Origin of the sequence: Sphingobacterium sp. UBA6645, from assembly GCF_002455685.1 — a bacterium.
In the GTDB taxonomy this organism is placed as follows: Bacteria; Bacteroidota; Bacteroidia; order Sphingobacteriales; family Sphingobacteriaceae; genus Sphingobacterium; species Sphingobacterium hotanense.
The window spans coordinates 1-19,085 of the sequence record NZ_DKLH01000046.1 but is presented as its reverse complement, the minus strand read 5'-3'; the positions used below and the strand labels follow the sequence as shown (position 1 = coordinate 19,085).

Annotated in this window: 17 protein-coding genes and 1 pseudogene; 12 read left to right on the top strand and 6 right to left on the bottom strand. The window is 40.8% G+C overall.

Annotation, left to right across the window (positions count from 1 at the left end):
* Nucleotides 1-305: 305 nt before the first annotated feature.
* Together B2400_RS09115 and B2400_RS09110 are read right to left on the bottom strand one after the other, a co-directional pair.
* Nucleotides 306-2,681, bottom strand: a complete 2,376-nt coding sequence (locus tag B2400_RS09115) for an endonuclease MutS2 (RefSeq protein ID WP_260044412.1) — start codon at nt 2,679-2,681, stop codon at nt 306-308.
* A 3-nt stretch (nt 2,682-2,684) separates the two neighbouring features.
* The gene (locus B2400_RS09110) at nt 2,685-3,461 is read right to left on the bottom strand and encodes a DUF4296 domain-containing protein (protein WP_187773855.1); all 777 of its coding nucleotides are present in this window, start codon (nt 3,459-3,461) and stop codon (nt 2,685-2,687) included.
* A gap of 77 nt (nt 3,462-3,538) precedes the next feature.
* On the opposite strand from B2400_RS09110, the gene B2400_RS09105 reads away from it, so the two are divergent.
* The 10 genes from B2400_RS09105 to B2400_RS09060 all read left to right on the top strand — a co-directional run bounded on the left by B2400_RS09105 (nt 3,539) and on the right by B2400_RS09060 (nt 13,794).
* On the top strand, nt 3,539-4,228 hold the full coding sequence (locus tag B2400_RS09105; RefSeq protein WP_149527713.1) for a YggS family pyridoxal phosphate-dependent enzyme: 690 nt from the start codon (nt 3,539-3,541) through the stop codon (nt 4,226-4,228).
* Entirely contained in the window at nt 4,229-4,687 is a 459-nt protein-coding gene (locus B2400_RS09100; RefSeq protein ID WP_260044408.1) for a GNAT family N-acetyltransferase, read from the top strand.
* On the top strand, nt 4,659-5,516 hold the full coding sequence (locus B2400_RS09095) for a DUF3298 and DUF4163 domain-containing protein (RefSeq protein ID WP_149526397.1): 858 nt from the start codon (nt 4,659-4,661) through the stop codon (nt 5,514-5,516). Before B2400_RS09100 ends, B2400_RS09095 begins: the two co-directional genes overlap by 29 nt.
* Nucleotides 5,517-5,521: 5 nt before the next feature.
* Nucleotides 5,522-6,790, top strand: coding sequence for an aspartate kinase (locus B2400_RS09090; RefSeq protein ID WP_293932787.1), 1,269 nt, complete (start codon nt 5,522-5,524; stop codon nt 6,788-6,790).
* Nucleotides 6,783-7,967 (top strand): class I SAM-dependent methyltransferase, encoded by a 1,185-nt coding sequence (locus B2400_RS09085; protein ID WP_293932785.1) that lies wholly within the window; start codon nt 6,783-6,785, stop codon nt 7,965-7,967. The genes B2400_RS09090 and B2400_RS09085 overlap by 8 nt, the downstream gene beginning before the upstream one ends.
* Before the next feature lie 54 nt (nt 7,968-8,021).
* Nucleotides 8,022-9,020: an LLM class flavin-dependent oxidoreductase gene (locus B2400_RS09080; RefSeq protein ID WP_149526400.1), complete on the top strand. Its 999-nt coding sequence runs from the start codon at nt 8,022-8,024 to the stop codon at nt 9,018-9,020.
* Between the two features lie 418 nt (nt 9,021-9,438).
* Entirely contained in the window at nt 9,439-11,304 is a 1,866-nt protein-coding gene (locus B2400_RS09075; RefSeq protein WP_293932782.1) for an FAD/NAD(P)-binding protein, read from the top strand.
* Nucleotides 11,305-11,707: 403 nt separating this feature from the next.
* The gene (locus tag B2400_RS09070; protein WP_149526402.1) at nt 11,708-12,436 is read left to right on the top strand and encodes a formylglycine-generating enzyme family protein; all 729 of its coding nucleotides are present in this window, start codon (nt 11,708-11,710) and stop codon (nt 12,434-12,436) included.
* Complete coding sequence (locus tag B2400_RS09065) at nt 12,411-12,986, top strand: hypothetical protein (RefSeq protein WP_293932779.1); 576 nt, start codon at nt 12,411-12,413, stop codon at nt 12,984-12,986. The genes B2400_RS09070 and B2400_RS09065 overlap by 26 nt, the downstream gene beginning before the upstream one ends.
* A 19-nt stretch (nt 12,987-13,005) precedes the next feature.
* A complete protein-coding gene (locus B2400_RS09060) occupies nt 13,006-13,794 on the top strand; it encodes a hypothetical protein (protein ID WP_293932777.1) in 789 nt (262 codons plus the stop codon).
* A 3-nt stretch (nt 13,795-13,797) separates the two neighbouring features.
* Here B2400_RS09060 and B2400_RS09055 read toward each other — a convergent pair whose 3' ends face one another.
* The 3 genes from B2400_RS09055 to B2400_RS09045 form a co-directional block, all read right to left on the bottom strand.
* Nucleotides 13,798-14,874 carry an acyl-CoA dehydrogenase gene (locus B2400_RS09055; RefSeq protein ID WP_293932775.1) on the bottom strand — a complete coding sequence of 359 codons (1,077 nt, stop codon included), beginning with the start codon at nt 14,872-14,874 and terminating at the stop codon, nt 13,798-13,800.
* Nucleotides 14,867-15,469 (bottom strand): nicotinamide riboside transporter PnuC, encoded by a 603-nt coding sequence (pnuC, locus tag B2400_RS09050; RefSeq protein WP_293932773.1) that lies wholly within the window; start codon nt 15,467-15,469, stop codon nt 14,867-14,869. Before pnuC ends, B2400_RS09055 begins: the two co-directional genes overlap by 8 nt.
* A gap of 177 nt (nt 15,470-15,646) precedes the next feature.
* The gene (locus B2400_RS09045; RefSeq protein ID WP_260044386.1) at nt 15,647-17,143 is read right to left on the bottom strand and encodes a malate:quinone oxidoreductase; all 1,497 of its coding nucleotides are present in this window, start codon (nt 17,141-17,143) and stop codon (nt 15,647-15,649) included.
* Nucleotides 17,144-17,381: 238 nt separating this feature from the next.
* Here B2400_RS09045 and fabG point away from each other — a divergent pair, with 238 nt between their 5' ends.
* Together fabG and B2400_RS09035 are read left to right on the top strand one after the other, a co-directional pair.
* On the top strand, nt 17,382-18,125 hold the full coding sequence (gene fabG / locus B2400_RS09040; protein ID WP_286652051.1) for a 3-oxoacyl-[acyl-carrier-protein] reductase: 744 nt from the start codon (nt 17,382-17,384) through the stop codon (nt 18,123-18,125).
* Nucleotides 18,126-18,241: 116 nt separating this feature from the next.
* The gene (locus tag B2400_RS09035; RefSeq protein ID WP_293932769.1) at nt 18,242-18,424 is read left to right on the top strand and encodes a hypothetical protein; all 183 of its coding nucleotides are present in this window, start codon (nt 18,242-18,244) and stop codon (nt 18,422-18,424) included.
* A gap of 466 nt (nt 18,425-18,890) precedes the next feature.
* Here B2400_RS09035 and B2400_RS09030 read toward each other — a convergent pair.
* A pseudogene (locus tag B2400_RS09030) lies at nt 18,891-19,085 on the bottom strand (IS110 family transposase); the annotation flags it as partial.

Sequence of the window (19,085 nt, the reverse complement as noted above, 5' to 3'; positions counted from 1 at the left end):
ACCCTTTCAAAGCCCTTTCACAACCCAATCAGAACCGCTCCTGAAGGGCTATGATTGGGTTGTGAAAGGACTATAAATTGGCAGTAATATATAGCAGCTATGCATGATCCTGCTCATCCTTGAATCCTTCCTTTCCTGGTTCAAAACAACCAACCTCCCTTAAAAGACAAATCAATCTCCCCTGAAAGACAAACCAACCTCCGTTAAAAAACAAAGTACCCTTACCACCCTAAAACAAAAAAGGAGCCTATGCAATATCTGCATAGGCTCCCATGATTGAGGTACTCAAATATTTTGTATAGAAACTAATCTAAATATGCATAGGTTATACCATCGCCACCACGGTCGGCATGTTCGTCTTCAAAGCGACTGACTTGATTGTATTTACGTAAATAATCGCGGATAAATCGTCTCAATATACCGTCTCCTTTTCCATGAATGATTTTTAAGGAGGGATAACCGATCATAACGGCTCTATCGAGCACCGTTTCAATCCTTTGGAGCGCATCTTCAGTTCGCATGCCGCGTACATCAACTTCTGGATGGAAATCAGCAACGCTCTCTGCAGAAATTGGGCGAGATTTTTTGACCGCCTTAGCTTTCTCTTTCCCACGCAACTTTTCGACTTTATTCTTTTTGACAACCGTGCGGAGATCGCCTAGTGCGAGAATTAAATTGTTTTTAGCAATTTCGATAACCTGCGCTTCATTTCCCGTCTCGACGATGCGGACCCAATCGCCAATCTCTATTGGCTCGTCCGACGCTACGACAGGCGCCGCCTTCGCTTGCTCCTTAGGCTTCTCTTTTAAAGAGTCTGATGCACGTTGTAGCCCAACACGTAAATCCTTGGTCTTTTCCTTATCAGCTTTCGCTTGCTTAATTTCTGAAATGGTATTTTCGACCAGCTTGTTCGCATTTTTAATAATCTGCCGAGCTTCCTCCTTCGCTTCCTTCAACAGGTTATGCCTGTTTTCATCCAAGTAGGTTTGCAGCTCTTTGACTTCCGATTGCTGATTTAAAAGTTCTTTCTCTCGCAAGGAAATCGCCGTTTTGGTATCATAAATCTCCTTCTTCTCGCGCTCGAGATCCACCAATAAAGTATCGACTTTCTTCTGTTGAACCCCGATTTTTTGTTTTGCCAGATGCAATACCTCTTTCGGTAGGCCTATATTCTGAGCGATCTCGAAAGCATAAGAGCTACCCGGCTTTCCGGTCTGTAATATATACAGGGGCTTCATTTGTTCGTTATCAAACAACATGGAAGCATTTTCTATTCCCGAAGTATTGCTGGCAAAGACCTTCAAGTTGGAATAATGCGTCGTAATGACGCCTCTGATTTCTTTCTTATTTAAGACCTCCAGCACAGCCTCTGCGATTGGACCGCCAAATTGCGGGTCGGTTCCTGTACCAAACTCATCAATCAGTACTAAAGTTCTGGCGCTTGCAAATTGCGTGAAATGCTTCATCTTCGAAAGATGGGCACTATAGGTACTTAAGTCGGAGTCAATGGATTGATCGTCCCCAATGTCGGCAAAAACCTGTTTAAATAGTCCCAATTTGGATGTAGGGTCGCATGGAATCAACAAGCCCGACTGGAACATCAATTGCAAGAGCCCTACGGTCTTCATACAAACAGATTTCCCTCCAGCATTTGGTCCGGAAACCAATAACACGCGATCTATCGCATCGATCTTTAAGTTTAACGGAACGACCGCTTGGTGCCCTTCCTGGCGCGCACTTAACGTTAATAAGGGGTGCTTTGCATTGACTAATCGGATTTCAGCTTCCTTAGACAATTCAGGCATCTCTGCATCGATATCCAACGCAAATAAGGCTTTGGCTCTGACAAAGTCTAGTTTGGTTAATAACCCATGATAGGCAAGCAATAAGGGAACATGCGGGCGCAAAGTACTCGTCAAATCGGTTAGGATCCGAATAACCTCACGTCTTCTTTCGAATTCAAGGTCCCGAACTTTATTGTTTAAATGAAACACTTCTTCAGGCTCGATATAAGCGGTTTGCCCAGTCGCGGACTCATCGTGAATCAATCCCTTGATCTTACGTTTATTCTCGGCAAGAATCGGGATACACAATCGACCATCGCGTATGGTTAAGCTGCCATCAGCAGTCCAACCGTTCTGTTGTGCCTGCTTATAGATGCTATCAATTCGTTTTCTGGCTTCCTGTTCGCTCTTGCTAATCTGTTGTGTTATCTCTAACAATAAGCGAGAAGCATTATCTTTCATCTTTCCGCGTTCATCGATCACCTGCTCTATACTCCGAACGATGCTTTTTTCAATCGGCAGATGTTCAAATAATAGCTCTAAATTGGGGTATTGTTGTTCGCGCTCGTTAAAATAGCGGATAATGGCATAGACGGTTCTCAGGGAAAGTAAGATTCGATAAAACTCATCTTCGAAGAGAAAAGCCCCTTCCACCTTTGCTTTTTCTATAATTGCTTTAATGGGATATATATGATCTACAGGCAGTGCCGCATCGTTCTGCAACAAGTTCTTAAACTCGTTTGCTTGACGCAAATAGCGATCGATCAACTCCAATTTTACTTGGGGCTGAATCTTGTCCACCATTTCTTTTGCAGCCTCACTTAGACATTTTTCCTTGATGAGTGCCTTTATATCTGTATATCCTAACTTATCTACTGCGTTCTTGGGGTAAATCATGTTTTAATTTGCTGTCTGTAAAGGCCTTCGCGGCTTTACGGGTTTTAATTGCGTACCATCGGGTGTGCGCAATGGTCGTCTTACATCGGTAGGTCGCCCATTTCCAACAGGCTTTAGTTCTTGTGGCTGAGCTTCCTGAGGTTCTGCTTCCTGAGGTTGTGCCTCTTGGGGTTGAACTGAATCGGTAACTGTCGGCAGTTGTTCCTCGGTTAAGGTCTGCGGCTGAACCGCTGCCCCTGGAACCTGCGTAGGTTTATCGTAAATATTGTTTTTCCAAATTAAATCCAATCCTGTTGGCGATAGCATACGACGAGTAATCTCTGCTATTCCGTATGGTAGTGTATCTGCTTTCGCATTCATCAAGGAATTCACTCTTCCCTGCCATCTCATATTCTGAAAATTTACAGTACGTATGCTATCAGAAAATATGGCATTACGGACAGAATCTTCTTTGATGAACGCATTCTCTTTTTCCTGCAACGATTTCACAACTCGATCATAGGTCTCGACCGACAAGGCCGGATCACCATAATAGTAATCTAGATTCTTTGTAAAAGATGCAGAGTCTAAACCATATTTGTTGAACAACTCATTATATAGCGGATCCATCACTTTCTTTGCACTATCAATAGGAATCGTAGTCAGGTAACCATCAAGCACATGCACCTCGCCAAGCAGTTCGACCATCGTGTCTTCTTTCAATATTCCACTAGGTAGCCCCTTCTTGCAGGAAGTGCTTATAAAAAACAACAGGATGAAACCAAATATTAATCGTTGCATTTTGTAAATTTGTACAAAAATACGCAAAAGCTTGCACATAGCTTTGTATAAAAATTCGAAGTGAATCCCAAAACATGATGAGCATTACATCCAACATACAGGAGTTGCACAAAGAACTTGATCCAATCGGAGTCAAATTAATTGCAATTTCGAAAACAAAACCCAACGAAGATATATTGGAAGCCTACGAAGCCGGCCAACGTGCCTTTGGTGAAAACCAAGTACAAGAGCTGGTAGCGAAACAAGAGTCCCTTCCTAAAGATATTGAATGGCACCTTGTAGGCCATCTGCAGACGAACAAAGTAAAATATATCGCGTCCTTCATCCATTTGATCCATTCCGTGGATTCTTTAAAGGTGTTGGAGGAGATTAATAAGCATGCCTTAAAGCACGATCGCGTTATCGACTGTCTATTACAGGTTTTTATCGCCGATGAGGACACCAAATTTGGACTAGACCATGCTGAGCTTATTGAATTGCTTCGCAGCGAGGAATTCGGCACTTTAAAAAATATTCGAATTCGAGGATTAATGGGTATTGCGAGCAATACTGAGAATGAACGAATTGTTAAGGAGGAATTCTACGAGCTCAAAATGTTGTTTGATGGCGTAAAAGCGACTTACTTCAGGAAAGATGACGCATTCGACACACTATCGATGGGTATGTCTTCCGATTATACTTTAGCAATCGAGCAGGGTAGCAACATGATTCGCTTGGGAAGTACAATCTTTGGAAAACGCGTGATAAAACATTATAAAAACAAATAAATGGAGCTAAAGATCCGTAGAGCAGAGCGCGCAGACTGCCCAAGGCTTTTAGAACTTATCAAAGAACTCGCTCGCTATGAACGGGCTCCCGATGAAGTAACGGTCAGTATGGAGGAATTCGAAGCGTCTGGATTTGGTGAGAACCCTGTCTGGGGCGCTTTTGTTGGCGAGCTTGATGGAGTAATTGTTGGAATGTCTCTCTATTACATTCGTTATTCCACTTGGAAAGGCCGAAGATTATATCTGGAAGACCTGATTGTAACAGAAGAGGTACGCGGAAAAGGCTTTGGAAAAGTACTATTAGACCATACAATAGCGTTTGCTAAAGCAGAAGGATATAGTGGAATGATGTGGCAGGTGCTCGATTGGAACGAACCGGCGATAAACTTCTACAAAAAATATGATACAACATTAGATGGGGAATGGATAAATGTTTCAATTGATTTTAAAAAACAGTAAACAAACAACGCTAGCATTAGCATTATTGGCATCGAGCATCGCAGCTTGCCAAAGCAACAAGGTCGAAAACACACGAATAAATCATAAGGGAAACAGCACTATCTCCCGTACCGACACACTAACTTATCAAAAACTAGAGGTAAAAAAAATAAGCCAATATTTTTCTGAAAACGAGGGCACTATCGATACAACCTTCGTCCGGGTGACCTATCCTCGATTTGAGGACAGTACAATGAACGAGCTAGTGACAGAGACGATTCTGCTGGAAGGTGAAGAGTCGATAGATCAATATGCGAATAACTTTATTGAAGGTTATGGGAATTTTATTGAGGAGAATGAGATCAGCTATAACCTATCCTGGTCGAAGATTACCGACGTGGATATCTTGTTGAATACACCGCAGCTATTGACCTTAAAAAACATGACTTACGAGTTCTCTGGAGGCGCTCATGGCAACACTTTTGAACTAATTAACGTATATGATATAGAAAATTATCAAAAACTGGCATTAAATACGTTTATTTCCGAAAATAAGATGAAAGAATTTACTAAAATTGCAGAGAAATTCTTTCGCGAAGAAGAAGGTTTATCCGATACTGCAAGTTTAGACAAGGCATATTTCTTCGAAAATGGAAAATTTTCCCTCGCTGCTAATTACGGCATAAATAAAGAGGGACTCTTCTTTCATTACAATCAATACGAAATTAAGCCCTATGCTGCCGGAACGACAACTATAGTTGTTCCATTTGACGCCATACAGGATGTATTAACCGAAACAGGAAAGAACTATATAAAGCAGGTAAAAGAGTATAATCATTCAACACAATAGCATAAATGCAAGTTTTTAAATTTGGAGGTGCCTCTGTAAAGAGTTCAGAAAATATCAAAAATGTAGTCTCCATTATCGAGAAATACAAAAACTCCGAACTACTAGTCGTTGTCTCGGCGATAGGAAAAACGACGGACAAGCTAGCCAGAATAACGGATAGCTATGTAAAGCGAAGCCCTGACGCCTTTACGCTCCTAGAGGAACTTAAAAATGAGCATTTCCAAATCTTAAACGAGCTTTTCGAAAACAAGTCCTTCCCTATTTTCGACGACATTGCTAACACCTTCGTTGAAATTGAATGGATATTGGAAGATGAGCCGCAAGACGATTATGATTATTTATTTGATCAAATCGTGTCTATCGGCGAGCTTTTATCGACGAAAATCATTGCCGGATACGGGCAATACATGGGCCTCCCTATCAAATGGGTCGACGCGAGAGACTATATCCTTACCGATAACACCTACCGCGAAGCGAATGTTGATTGGGTAAAAACTGAAGAAAAAATTCGTAAAGAAATCCCTTCTATCATTGATGAGCATATCATCGTTACGCAAGGCTATATTGGCTCTACCTCAGAAAACTTCACAACGACGTTAGGGCGTGAAGGCTCCGATTATTCTGCCGCAATCTTTGCAGCGAGCTTGAACGCGGAAAACATCACGATCTGGAAAGATGTGCAGGGTGTATTGAATGCTGACCCAAAATGGTTCGATCAAACCGAGCTTATTCCAGAACTATCCTATACCGACGCGATTGAATTGACCTATTATGGCGCAACTGTTATTCACCCGAAGACAATCAAGCCATTGCAGAACAAGAAAATCACGTTAAATGTGCGTTCATTTTTGAACCCTGAGGCTCCAGGAACCCAGATTAAAACAACGAATCAGACACTACCGGTACCTTCTTTTATTTTCAAGGTCAACCAGGTTTTCATCAACATCCAACCTCGAGATTTTTCTTTTATCGTAGAGGACAATTTAAGTTCCATCTTCAATGAATTCCACAAAAACCGCATCAAAATAAACATGATGCACAACTCCGCTATTAGCTTTAGCGTCAGTGTGGATGATACGGGAGAAAACGTATGGAACTTACTTGATCAATTAGAAAAACGATACAAGGTTTCCGTGGCTACAGGATTGGAATTGATTACGATTCGCTACTACAATCAAGAAACTATCAACCGTGTTTTGGTAAATAAGGAAATTATTCGCGAACTTAAGGATAGTTATACCTGCCAAATGCTGGTGAAAAACAAAGATGAATAAAGCAATTTTAGACAAAGAGGTTCAACATTTTATTAAAGCAAACCGCGAAAAATCGCCTACAGAAATTGCTTTAAAGAAGAGCCCTTTCTCTACCGTTTCTTCCGCAGAACTTGCCTCACAAATTGATGGATGGCAACGAAGCGTCCGCAAACTCCCTACCTGGGCGTTCAGTGATGGTATCTACTATCCTGACAAGCTCAATCTTGAACAGTGCTCTTCCGAGCATACCGCTCTTATCAAGCAGACTCTTATTAAGAAAGGCGCACGCGTTATTGATTTGACTGGAGGATTTAGCGTAGATAGTTGTTATTTGGCACAGGAAGCATCTGAAGTTATACATTGCGAACTCAATGCCAACCTTTCCGAGATTGTAGACTATAACGCAAAGATCCTTCGCGTACATAATCTACAATGTGTAGTTACCGACGGTATCAAGTACTTGCAAGAAAGCGAGGATGACGCATTTGATTATATCTATGTCGACCCCTCTAGGCGTGTGAATCAGGGGAAGGTGTTTCTACTGGAAGACTGCGAGCCAAATATCGTTGCGCATCAAGACTTGTTTTTCCAAAAAGCCCGAATTGTTATTGCCAAGCTCGCACCGCTCCTAGACATATCAACGGCATTGAGCAGCTTGAAGCATGTAAAATATGTATATGTGATCAGCTTAGATAACGACTGCAAGGAATTGCTCTTTATTCAAGAACGCGGGTATACTGGTGAAACGACAATCAAGGCTATCCGTCTCTTTCACGACCAATTACAAGATTTTGAATTTACCTATGCGGATGAGAGAGGAACGATCAGTCGCTTTTCAATGCCTCAACATTACCTCTATGATCCCGATGTCGCCATCAGTAAAGCCGGTGCATTCAAAATTGTAGGTAAGTCTTTTGGATTGGGCAAACTTCATCAGCATGCCCACCTGTATACATCCGACAACTTTATCCCAGAGTTCCCCGGACGCATCTTCGAAATCATCGAAGTAATCCCTTACGGCAACTTTAAAAAGAACAACCCATATCCCCAAGCCAATGTCGCGACCCGCAACTTCCCGGATAAGGTAGAACTGATACGGAAGAAGCTTAAAATCAAAGACGGGGGACAGAATTATTTATTCTTTACGACGGATATCAACAATAATTACATTGCCATAGCCTGCCGGCGTCTGCGATAAAATCCTACAATTCTATTACAATACCACATCAAATTTGCTATTATCTTTGAAGTTATGGAGCAGATAAAATATTCTCTTTTAGAATTAGCCAATGTGGGCAAGAATAAGACGATTGCACAATCAATTGAACGTGCTAAAATCGGTGCGGAAACCATCGATAAACTAGGCTATACGCGTATTTGGCTTGCCGAGCATCATAATATGGAATATGTTGCAAGCTCTGCCACTTCCGTATTGATCGGTCATATTGCTGCCCATACGCAGAATATCCGTGTTGGATCCGGTGGAGTTATGCTCCCCAATCATTCGCCATTAGTGATTGCGGAACAATTCGGTACGCTAGAAAGCATCTACCCGGGACGCATTGACTTAGGATTAGGACGAGCACCTGGCACTGACCAAGGGACTGCTATGGCATTACGAAGAAACAACATCAATACACAGTTTTATTTCCGCGACGATGTGCAAGCTTTACAACAGTATTTCAGTGATACAAATGCAACTGCAAAAGTCCGCGCATTCCCAGGCGAAGGTCTCGACGTACCTATCTGGATTTTAGGATCCAGTACAGACAGCGCTTACCTCGCTGCTGAATTAGGACTACCTTATGCATTTGCGGCGCATTTCGCACCTGCCATGTTAGAACAGGCAGCCATGATATATCGTATGCATTTCAAGCCCTCTGAGCAATTACAGGAACCTTATTTTATGGTATGTGTCAATGTCGTTGCCGCTGATAGCCAAGAAGAGGCAGAATTACTAGCAAACAGTGTCTATAATATGTTCGCCGGCATCATCACCAATCATCGAATGCCACTTTCGCCACCAACCGAGAAACCCATATATCATGGCATTCCGGAAATTGAACAGGCTGTTGCAGGCATGACGAAATGCACTTTTATTGGAACTAAAGACAAGATTGCAAAAGAATTAAAAAGCTTCGCTACTGAGTTGCACGCTAAAGAAATCATGATTACCAATAACATCTTTGACGATGCTAAACGACTTCATGCATTCGAGCTAATTGCGGATGCTTTTAAAGAAATGAATTAGCATTCCTATACCGAAAAAGATAATTAGGATAAGTCGGGTTTCCAGATAACGCGATATATTTATTATTATCCTATAACAATATATTTAACCGAGATATTAAAAATGTAAAACACAAAGAAGTGATGACTTCAACTTTTCTTTTACATTTTCTTTATTTTAGTTAATAACAAAGAGAGATAAGAAACAAATAAAACAATATTTGTTATAACATCTTTCTAAATAATTGAACCAATTACTGCTATTTAATCAAGGATAAATCTTTTTTATTACCATTTTAGTAAAGATTACTCAAAACAGAAAACAAAGTGTTTCTTATTTAATGGGAAAATTTATATTTTTAAAACAGCATCTATCCGCTAATTGTTATGAATAGCGAACGTTTGAGTATTATTTATCAAAAAATTACAGGACGAAACCTATGATTTGGAATTCATCGAGCTTAAACTCAGAACTTTTAAATTTACCTACCGAGCTTAAATCGTTTGTCAAATCTGTAAATCAGCTTCCGACCACCTCTCCTAGTGATTTCCATATCGCTATAGTTGGGGCAGGACCAAAAGGTTTCTATGCTTTAGATACATTCCAAGATCTAGCCAATAAAAGACTAGGTCAATCAACACACGGAAATCAAAAGATTCATATACACTGGTTTAATAATGATTATCATTTCGGAACTGGACCTAACTTCCATACCGATCTCCCTGAATATTTCCTGGTAAATAGGTATATCGCTGATATTACCTGCTGGGAAGAAGTTGTGAAGAGCGACATTCCACATCAGCTCTCCTTGATGCAATGGCTGAAAAAGCATTCCATATCAGGTAAAGAACCCGCATGGAATCACCTATGCACACGCGAATTATTGGGATATTATTTCATCGATGCTGTTCTAAGCATTATGAAAGAAGAAAACCCCATGCTTGAGATACACCTAGTAAAAGAACGTATTTGTGATCTTGATATCGGAGATGACAAATCAGTACTAACTTGCGCAAAAGGAAAGATACCCTTTCACTATGACTCCGTCATCTTGGCGACTGGGCACTCCTACGAAAGCACAAGCTTCTCGCATCTGAAACAGGACGCCAATGCATCTTACACGATTATTGACGAGGTATATCCGATTGAGCGACTAAGCGAGATTCCTGCGCGTGAAGACGTAGCAATTTATGGAACAGGCTTAACTTTTTTAGACGCTATGCTAGAATTGACTGAGGGCCGTGGAGGGATATTCTATAAAAAGGATGACGAATACCATTATCTCAGTTCGGGACATGAACCTATCATGTATCCGTTTTCTCGTCGGAACCTACCGAATATGCCAGTCAACGCTTATTCCAATTCCCATAAGCGGACGCTCGCATTTATGACGGACGAGTGGTTGGAAAACTTGCTTGCTCAGAACAGAAAGATTGACTTCATCAACGAGATTATTCCAATTCTAGATCTTGAAGTTAAATTCGCCTTCTATCCTCTTATTCCTGAATTCAAAGGGCTTGACAATGAAAGTATTCTAGCTTTTCTGCATGATGATAGTCAAGAGAAAATGTTTAGTCTTTTTGCTTTGGTCAATCCCATGTCCTACTCTAAGTTACCATTGGATACCAATTACCAAGAATTCATCTTAGATCTGAGCAATTACTGTCTGCAGATGACTGAATTTGGAGAATTCCACAGTCCTATGGCAGCAGCGACAGCCGCGTTAAGAGAAGCTTTTGAGCAAATTGTAAAAATAAATAATCAGGTAGGTTTTACCGCCAACTCACAAAAAGCGTTTGAAGACAGATGGTTTCCAAACATAAATCATCTAGCGTATGGCCCTCCACGTGAGGTGTCTGAAAAATTCTTCTGTTTGATGCGCGAAGGATTCGTCAAATTTATTTTTTCAGAAACTGCATCGGTTACACAAGCTGGTAATAAAATTCGATTGAAGAATAAATACATGGAAAAAGATTTTCAGTATTTGTTGAATGCGCGGATTCAAAAAGGCAATCTGCGGACAAAAAATCATCCCTTATATGATCGGATGCTGAGTAAAGGTATTATCAAGGAATGGATGAACGACCAGTTGTCAACAGGCAAGATTGCAATCGATAAAAATGGGAAACCGGTCGGACTGGATGAAAACCATAAAATCTATCTTTACGGAATACCAACTGAAGGTCAAGTTATTAGCAACGACACAATTTTAAGATCGCGAAACAACTTCGCTAAACCATGGGCAGACGACACGTTTGCAACTTTTGAAAAAAAATGTGCAGAACTAAAAGAACGAATGCTATAAATCGGTCATAATATTATCCTATACTACACTTAACACAATCTTAATACACTATTAATATTAACATCAAAGAGCCGCCTTATATTCGTATTAATAAAAATTAAAAGAAATGATTAAAGACGAAGTATTATTAGCAGAGATCAATACGATCCTAGTAGAATTTATGTATGATGGTGATGATTTTAATTCAGAAGAGGATTAAGATCCCACCTCATACCTACTTACCTCCCATCCACTAACCTACTATTTCCCCCAATAAACTTTCTAAAACTTAAAGCAAACATAAATGATATCTATCCTTTACTGCTTTGTGCCCTCGCCATCAGTCCAGTATCGTCCCTAACGAAAATTATATAATAATGATATATTTGCTAGGCTAACCATTAGAATTGAAGAGCAGCAGCAGATGAATACTGAAGAGATCAAATCCATTTTAAGAGACCTATTTGTACAAATCCCATCGGGGACAATACAAATGAGAGACGATAGAACAAAAATGAAATGGGATGCAAATATCGAATCTTTTTCACTTGCAAAATTCCCTGTCACCCAGCGCTTATATACGTTGTTATTAAACCATAACCCCAGCTCTTTCATCGGAATCAACAAACCGGTGGAAACGATAAGCTGGATTGATGCTGTTAATTTTTGCAATACACTTTCCAACCTTTTTCAACTTACCCCTTACTATAGCGTCGGCAAACTTGAAAACGAGCATGTTTCGATGAACATTGAGGCGGATGGGTTTAGACTACCGACTGAAGCAGAATGGGAATACTCCTGTAAAGCGGGGTTATTGAAATGTGTCAATGATTTGGACGCTATCGCTTGGTATAAAGAAAATTCGAATCGAACAACGCACGATGTCGGACTAAAATTGCCGAATGAATGGGGACTATACGATATGTTGGGAAATGTTTGGGAGTGGTGCTCTGATTTATACGATACGGAAATTTATGGCTCCTACCGCATTTTTCGAGGCGGAGGCTGGTGCGATGAAGCGCGAAGCGTTATGCCGACCACGAGGCGGCGAAGTCACCCGTTAAAATTTCAAATCGATGATTTAGGTTTTAGGATAGCGATCAATCAAAATATAGAAAGAATTTTTCATGAAAGCGGAACTGTTAGATTTTAAGATAGAATCGAACAATGAAATTTCTGCCCAGTTTTTAAAAAGGGAGATATTTTCTTTTCGAGATGCTGCAAAATTCATACAAAATTTGGATTATGGGCGAAATGCGGATAAAACCGACCTTAAAACAATTTTTACAGAAAATAGAGGAACCTGCAGCAGCAAACATGCCCTCCTGAAAACTTTAGCAGTCGAAAATGGTTTCTATGGTATACAGCTGACTATAGGAATATTCAGAATGAATGCTACAAATACACCGAAAATTAAGGATCGATTATTAAAATATGATATCGATTTTATTCCCGAAGCACATACCTACCTCAAATACAGGGGACAGTATTTTGATTTTACGAGAACAGGATCTTCCGCAAAAGACTTTATAGACGACCTTCTTTTTGAGGTGGAAATTGAGCCAAACGAGATTGGTGAAGAAAAAATAAGAATTCACCAAACCTACTTGAATAATTGGGTCAAGGACAATTCCGACTTAAAATATTCAGCAAAAGGAATATGGGCCATTAGAGAAGAATGTATTGAGGATCTATCCAATTAATTCGTAATTTCTAACAACTATGCAAAAACTATCGACACTAGTTTCATTCGCTATAATATTAGCTTTCACACAATGCAACTCCACGAGTAATTCCACAATAAACGGTTCTGACTCATACTCAGACTCCACCGCGCAACCTATTGATTCCCTCTCATCAATGGAAAACCCAAGTACGAACGTAGAAAACCAGCTCGACAGCCTTGTTGACGGCCATATTCTATTACCAGCAAGCTATCGCATATGGAAACCATCGGAAGCCATCAGCAGGATAATCGATAGCACCTGGCTAGCACTTTATAAAAATGGAGATCAATACTTTATCGGCAAGATTAACTATCAGATCGAACATGCAGCAGAAGAACCCTGCTCTGGCCTGCCAACTGAAACCATCGTACCAGAACACCAAACATATGCTTTCTTCAATCTGCGAGAAATGAAAGCTGGAGCGATCGATAGCATCTCGATCGAAAAACCCGTTTTGAATCCGAATGAAAGTTCCTGCTTTTCTTTCAATGGTAAAAAGTATAGCATTAAAGCCTCAGGTCGAGCTTTTGATGATCGCGATAAGAATGGCGTCGGCGTCTATAAGCTTGAGCTGTTTGAAGACGATCGATTTGCTCGCGTAATCCTCCAACAAGATCAGTATAACGATACACATACGGAAATACAGCTAATCGGAGACTTCGATAAGGATGGAAAACCAGACTTTTTATTTTCGAGCCCGCGGGACTATGAAGAAGAGCGCATAATCATCAATCTTTCCAATTCGCCCTATGCCTTTGAAGGAAACAGGCAATTCGATTGCTAATTATCATCCGTTCAATAAACTATGTTGACTTGCGGTAAAGATATTTCGAAAAACAATGTTAATCTCATGCTCTGCTTGCGAAGCACCAATACCCAATAGCGGAAACAAGTCGACTACTTGCAATCGCATATCTTTAACAAATTCGCGGGAGAAGTTTGCTAACTCCTGATAAGGATCGTTATTGCTATCGAAATCACTCACGAGGATATTCGACCAGATTGTATTCGCCAGCTCAAAAACGTGTTCTCTCCGCGCAAGAAAATCAGTCTGAATGGCATCTAGCATTCTGAATCTATCCTTGCTATATTGACTTGCCCAATTCGGATCTTTTGACTTTTCGAAAAAATACTTCTCCACTAAATCTAAAAATCGACGAAACATACCGACGTAATTGACTAATAAGGTAATCTCGGCGAATGGCATGAACGGGATGTCAAACAAAGGCGAATCCGATTTCTTTGCCGCGGGATCCAGCAAGAACGCATGATCCTTAGCAACCTTAATATTTTGCATCGAGAAACTATGGCTCGCTGTGCATTCCAATCCAAATGAGGTCCAATCATAATGGATCAGCACCTGATCTCGTGGCACGAAAAAGGAAGAAACCGCTTGCTCTCCATCCTCATTAAGCACCGGCACACCATGATCCAATAACTTCGCATTCAATGTAAAATGTGTTAAATGCGGAGAACCCGTTGCATATTGCCATTCACCCGTTAAGACATAATGCTCTCCATCCCAATTGGCAGTACCTGCAGCGCGGCCACTCCCACCCCAACAAACCTTAGGCTTACTGAAAAGATCCTTCGCTAAGACAGGCTCCAAGAAGCCGGCAAACATATTCGCGCCAGAGCAAAGCGTGATTGTCCAAGCATACCCTCCGTCTACATAAGCCAACTCTTCCAATAACTTCAAACCGTCAACCAGACCAGCCTCTAATCCTCCATATACCTTCGGAACCCACAAGTTGAACCATCGATTTTCATAGGCAAGATTTAAAGTAGCAGGTACTAATGATTTTGCCTTTATGGCCTCAGCCTGCCACTCTTTAATGATTAAGATTTGTTCTGGATTAAGCATGATAAAGTTTTTCTTGATTTCGCATAATAGACTGCCACTTCAGGTAGCCGAAGATAGCAACAATAAATAAAAAGGAGGTCAGTGCCGCAAATAGATATAAATCTTTATGAATGAGCAATGGGATAGCAAAAGCGTTGCTGATGTTCAACAATATCCAGTTCTCTATCTTTCGTTTCGCTAAGAGCCACATTCCGGCCCACGCAGTTGAGGATACCCAGGCATCCCAAATGGGAACATCGGAGTTGGTAAAATGATTCAATACCGAGTAAAGAATAATAAAACCGATAAACACGATACCTAAAACAATCCCCCAATCTTGCTTATCGCAGCGCGTGATAGGCTGCTCTCGCGCCTCCTTATTCGTCACCCAATACCACCATCCATAGACGCTCATCACCAGATAATACATGTTTAAAGCGATCTCTGCATAAAGCTTCGCACCGAAAAGCACATACATCCCAGTCAATATCCCGAGTATGCCGAAAAAATAGTTAGATACTTTATTGTTCCTCGAAAGAAGAACCTGAATGATACTGCAGACAACCGAGAATCGCTCCAGCGGAGTCGTTTGCAATAAAGCGTTCCATAAATCCATAAAAAAAACACCCATAAATTATGTCCTAAAACAAAACTTATGGATGTTATATTGCAACAAGATCCTTTATCCCTACGCCAGCATTACCTGGATCAGGTTTTACCAATTATGGTATTGGGTATAATCTCAGCCTATCCTAGCATAACCAGGAGAAGCACCCCATAAGTTTAATAAAATCTATTTATCTAAATTCAACAAACGGTGCGTACGCTCGCGTGTCGATTGACATAGCGCTGCATCATCGTTAAGTTTTTTACCCCAAGTCGGGATCATCTCACGCAATTTCTTACGATAAGAATCTGATTTCGCACGATCAGGGAAACATCTCTTCAACAAGTTGATCATGATAGCAACTGAAGTAGAAGCACCCGGAGAAGCTCCCAATAGCGCAGCGATAGAACCGTCGGCACTGGAAACTACTTCCGTTCCGAATTCTAAGATTCCGCCATGCTTAGGATCTTTCTTGATTACCTGAACACGCTGACCAGCCTTTTCAATCGCCCAATCCTCCATCTTCGCAGTTGGCATAAATTGCTTCAACGCGTCCAATTTATCCTGTGGCTTTTTCATCACTTCCGTGATCAAATATTTTGTTAACGGCAAGTTATCTAGGCCTGCAGATAACATCGGACGAATGTTCGATAATTTAATCGATGCAGGTAAATCGAAGTACGAACCTTTTTTCAAGAACTTAGTGGAGAAACCAGCATAAGGACCGAATAGTAAGGCTTGTTTTCCGTCTATATAACGTGTATCTAAGTGCGGTACAGACATCGGAGGAGCACCTACCGAAGCTTTACCGTAAACTTTTGCATGATGCGCTTTAATGATGTCCTCATTTGTACATCTCAACCATTGTCCGCCTACTGGGAAACCACCATAGCCTTTGGCTTCAGGTATACCCGATTTTTCTAATAATAATAAGGAGTGACCGCCAGCACCGATGAAAACAAACTTCGCAAGAATCTCACGCTTCTCACCCGTTGCCAAATCTTTCACCTCAACTTCCCAACGACCATCATCCTCACGATCAATATCTTTCACTTCTTGATTCAATGAAAGCTTGATGTTATCTTTTCCATCTAAGTAAGAAACCAAATCTCTCGTCAAAGCGCCAAAATTAACATCGGTACCGATGTCCATCTTTGTCGCTGCAACTTGTTCATTGCCATCTCTACCGTTCATCATCAACGGTACCCAGTCTTGCAACTGCTGTTTGTCTTCGGTATACTCCATACCTTTGAAAAGGTTATGTTGAGTCAATGTTTCAAATCTCGTTTTCAAGAAACGAACATCCTTTTCTCCAAAAACCGCCGACATATGTGGCACTTGGCGTATAAAATGACTTGGGTTCTTAATTATTCCTTTTTCAACTAGGTAAGACCAAAACTGCTTGGAAACCTCGTATTGCTCAGCGATACTGATCGCTTTGTCAATCTTAACAGAACCATCTGCTTGCTCCGGAGTATAGTTTAACTCACAAAGTGCGGAGTGTCCAGTTCCGGCGTTATTCCATGCGTCGGAGCTCTCTGCGGCAACAACATCAAGACGTTCCAAGATCTCGATATTAATATCCGGACTCAACTCGTTTATCAAGGTGCCCAGCGTAGCACTCATAATACCAGCACCAATCAAAACGACGTCTACTTCCGTTTTCTTAGTTTTCTTACCCATGTGATTTTTAAATGAGTTACAAAATTAATATTCGCATTATATATAAGCGAATAATTTTGTCAGAAACATATCAGATATTTGTGATTTTATCAAAAATACCCAATTACCATTAGCGATATGCACATTTTTGACCTCAAAAAATAAATCAACGCCTTCCTATTCATCAACATTTTTTGTATTATGCAGTTTATTTTCCACTTTTGTGGTTCATTAAGTAAGCATTTAATAAGAAATACATATGAAATTGTTAGCCGGAAAAACAGCCTTGGTAACGGGTGCATCAAAAGGAATAGGACGAAAAATCGCTGAAGTATTTGCTCAGCATGGCGCAAATGTTGCCTTCACTTATTTATCATCTGTTGAAAAAGGACAAGCCCTGGAACAAGAGCTTCAAGCTTCTGGAACCCAAGTAAAAGGCTATCGCTCGGATGCCTCGAAATTTGACGAAGCCGAGAAATTAATAAATGATATCGTTGCTGATTTCGGTGGTCTGGATATCGTAGTAAACAACGCTGGTATCACAAAAGACGGCTTATTAATGCGTATGACAGAAGAAAACTGGGATGATGTAATCAACATCAACCTAAAATCTGTATTCAACGTATCGAAAGCAGCTTCAAAAGTGATGATGAAGGCCCGCAAAGGTAGTATCATCAATATGAGTTCGGTAGTAGGTGTTCAAGGGAATGCGGGACAAGCAAACTACGCCGCTTCCAAAGCAGGTATCATCGGATTCTCAAAATCTCTGGCTAAAGAATTAGGTTCAAGAAATATCCGTACAAATGTTATTGCGCCAGGATTTATCCGCACAGAAATGACAGATGTATTAGATCCTAAGGTAGTGGAAGGATGGGAAGCTAACATCCCATTGAAACGTGCCGGAGAACCAGAAGATGTAGCAAACGCTTGCGTGTTCCTAGCATCTGACCTATCAGCATACGTAACTGGACAAGTGATTCCAGTGGATGGCGGAATGTTGTAAGAAATAGAGTTTTACAAATAAAATGATATAAAGCCCCGAAGTTCGGGGCTTTTTTTATGGGCTTTTTGTGGAAAATGTTGATTTGAAGAAGATAGGTGGGCTTTCTTGGAGTAAGGATGAGGGGGACGTTTTGTCTTGAAGCAGGAAGGGAAGGTCGTGTTGGTCTTGAACCAGGAAAGGAAGGATACAAGGATGGACAGGATCTTGTGGAAAGGATTTTTTTTGAACCAGGAAAGGAAGGTCGTGTTGGTCTTGAACCAGGAAAGGAAGGATACAAGGATGGACAGGATCAGGTTTAAGTATTAAGTATTCTAACAAGTACAATAAATGGTTGAGAGCGATTCGACTCTAACCCCTTACATAACCCTTTCAAAGCCCTTTCATAAGCGTATCAAAGCCGCTCGTGAGCAGGTTTGAATTGGGTTTAGATTGGTTATCATATGGGGCAAATCTGAACATTGTCAGACTACCTGCTTAATTTAAAAAGAATGAAGGAAAGTTAGAATCATACTCGAAAAGAACAGCAAATTGCCCGATACTGACCATCCTTACATCCTTCCTTTCCTGGTCAAACTAGATATTAGACATCAGACATTAGATATTAGACTCGATCCTGACCATCCTTGCATCCTTCCTTTCCTGGTTCAAGACCAACACGACCTTCCTTGCCTCGTCCAAGACAAAGATCCTGCCAATCCTTACATCCTTCCTTTCCTGGTATTCTAGGTTTTTGACATATGCAAATTTTCTTTAATATTTTTTCTATCACGCTGCATAATGATAATCTTCCCGATACATCTCCTTTCGTCCGATCAATGAAAACATGATCAGAATCAGCTTGAATTTCACATTGTTCAAGACCAACGGGTAAGCTTTGGTTGTGAGCTTCCGTTGCGCATATTCTCGGAGCGTCTTGTCATGTGTAATGGCAATCTTTGCCGCTTGGTTCAACTCCTGCTT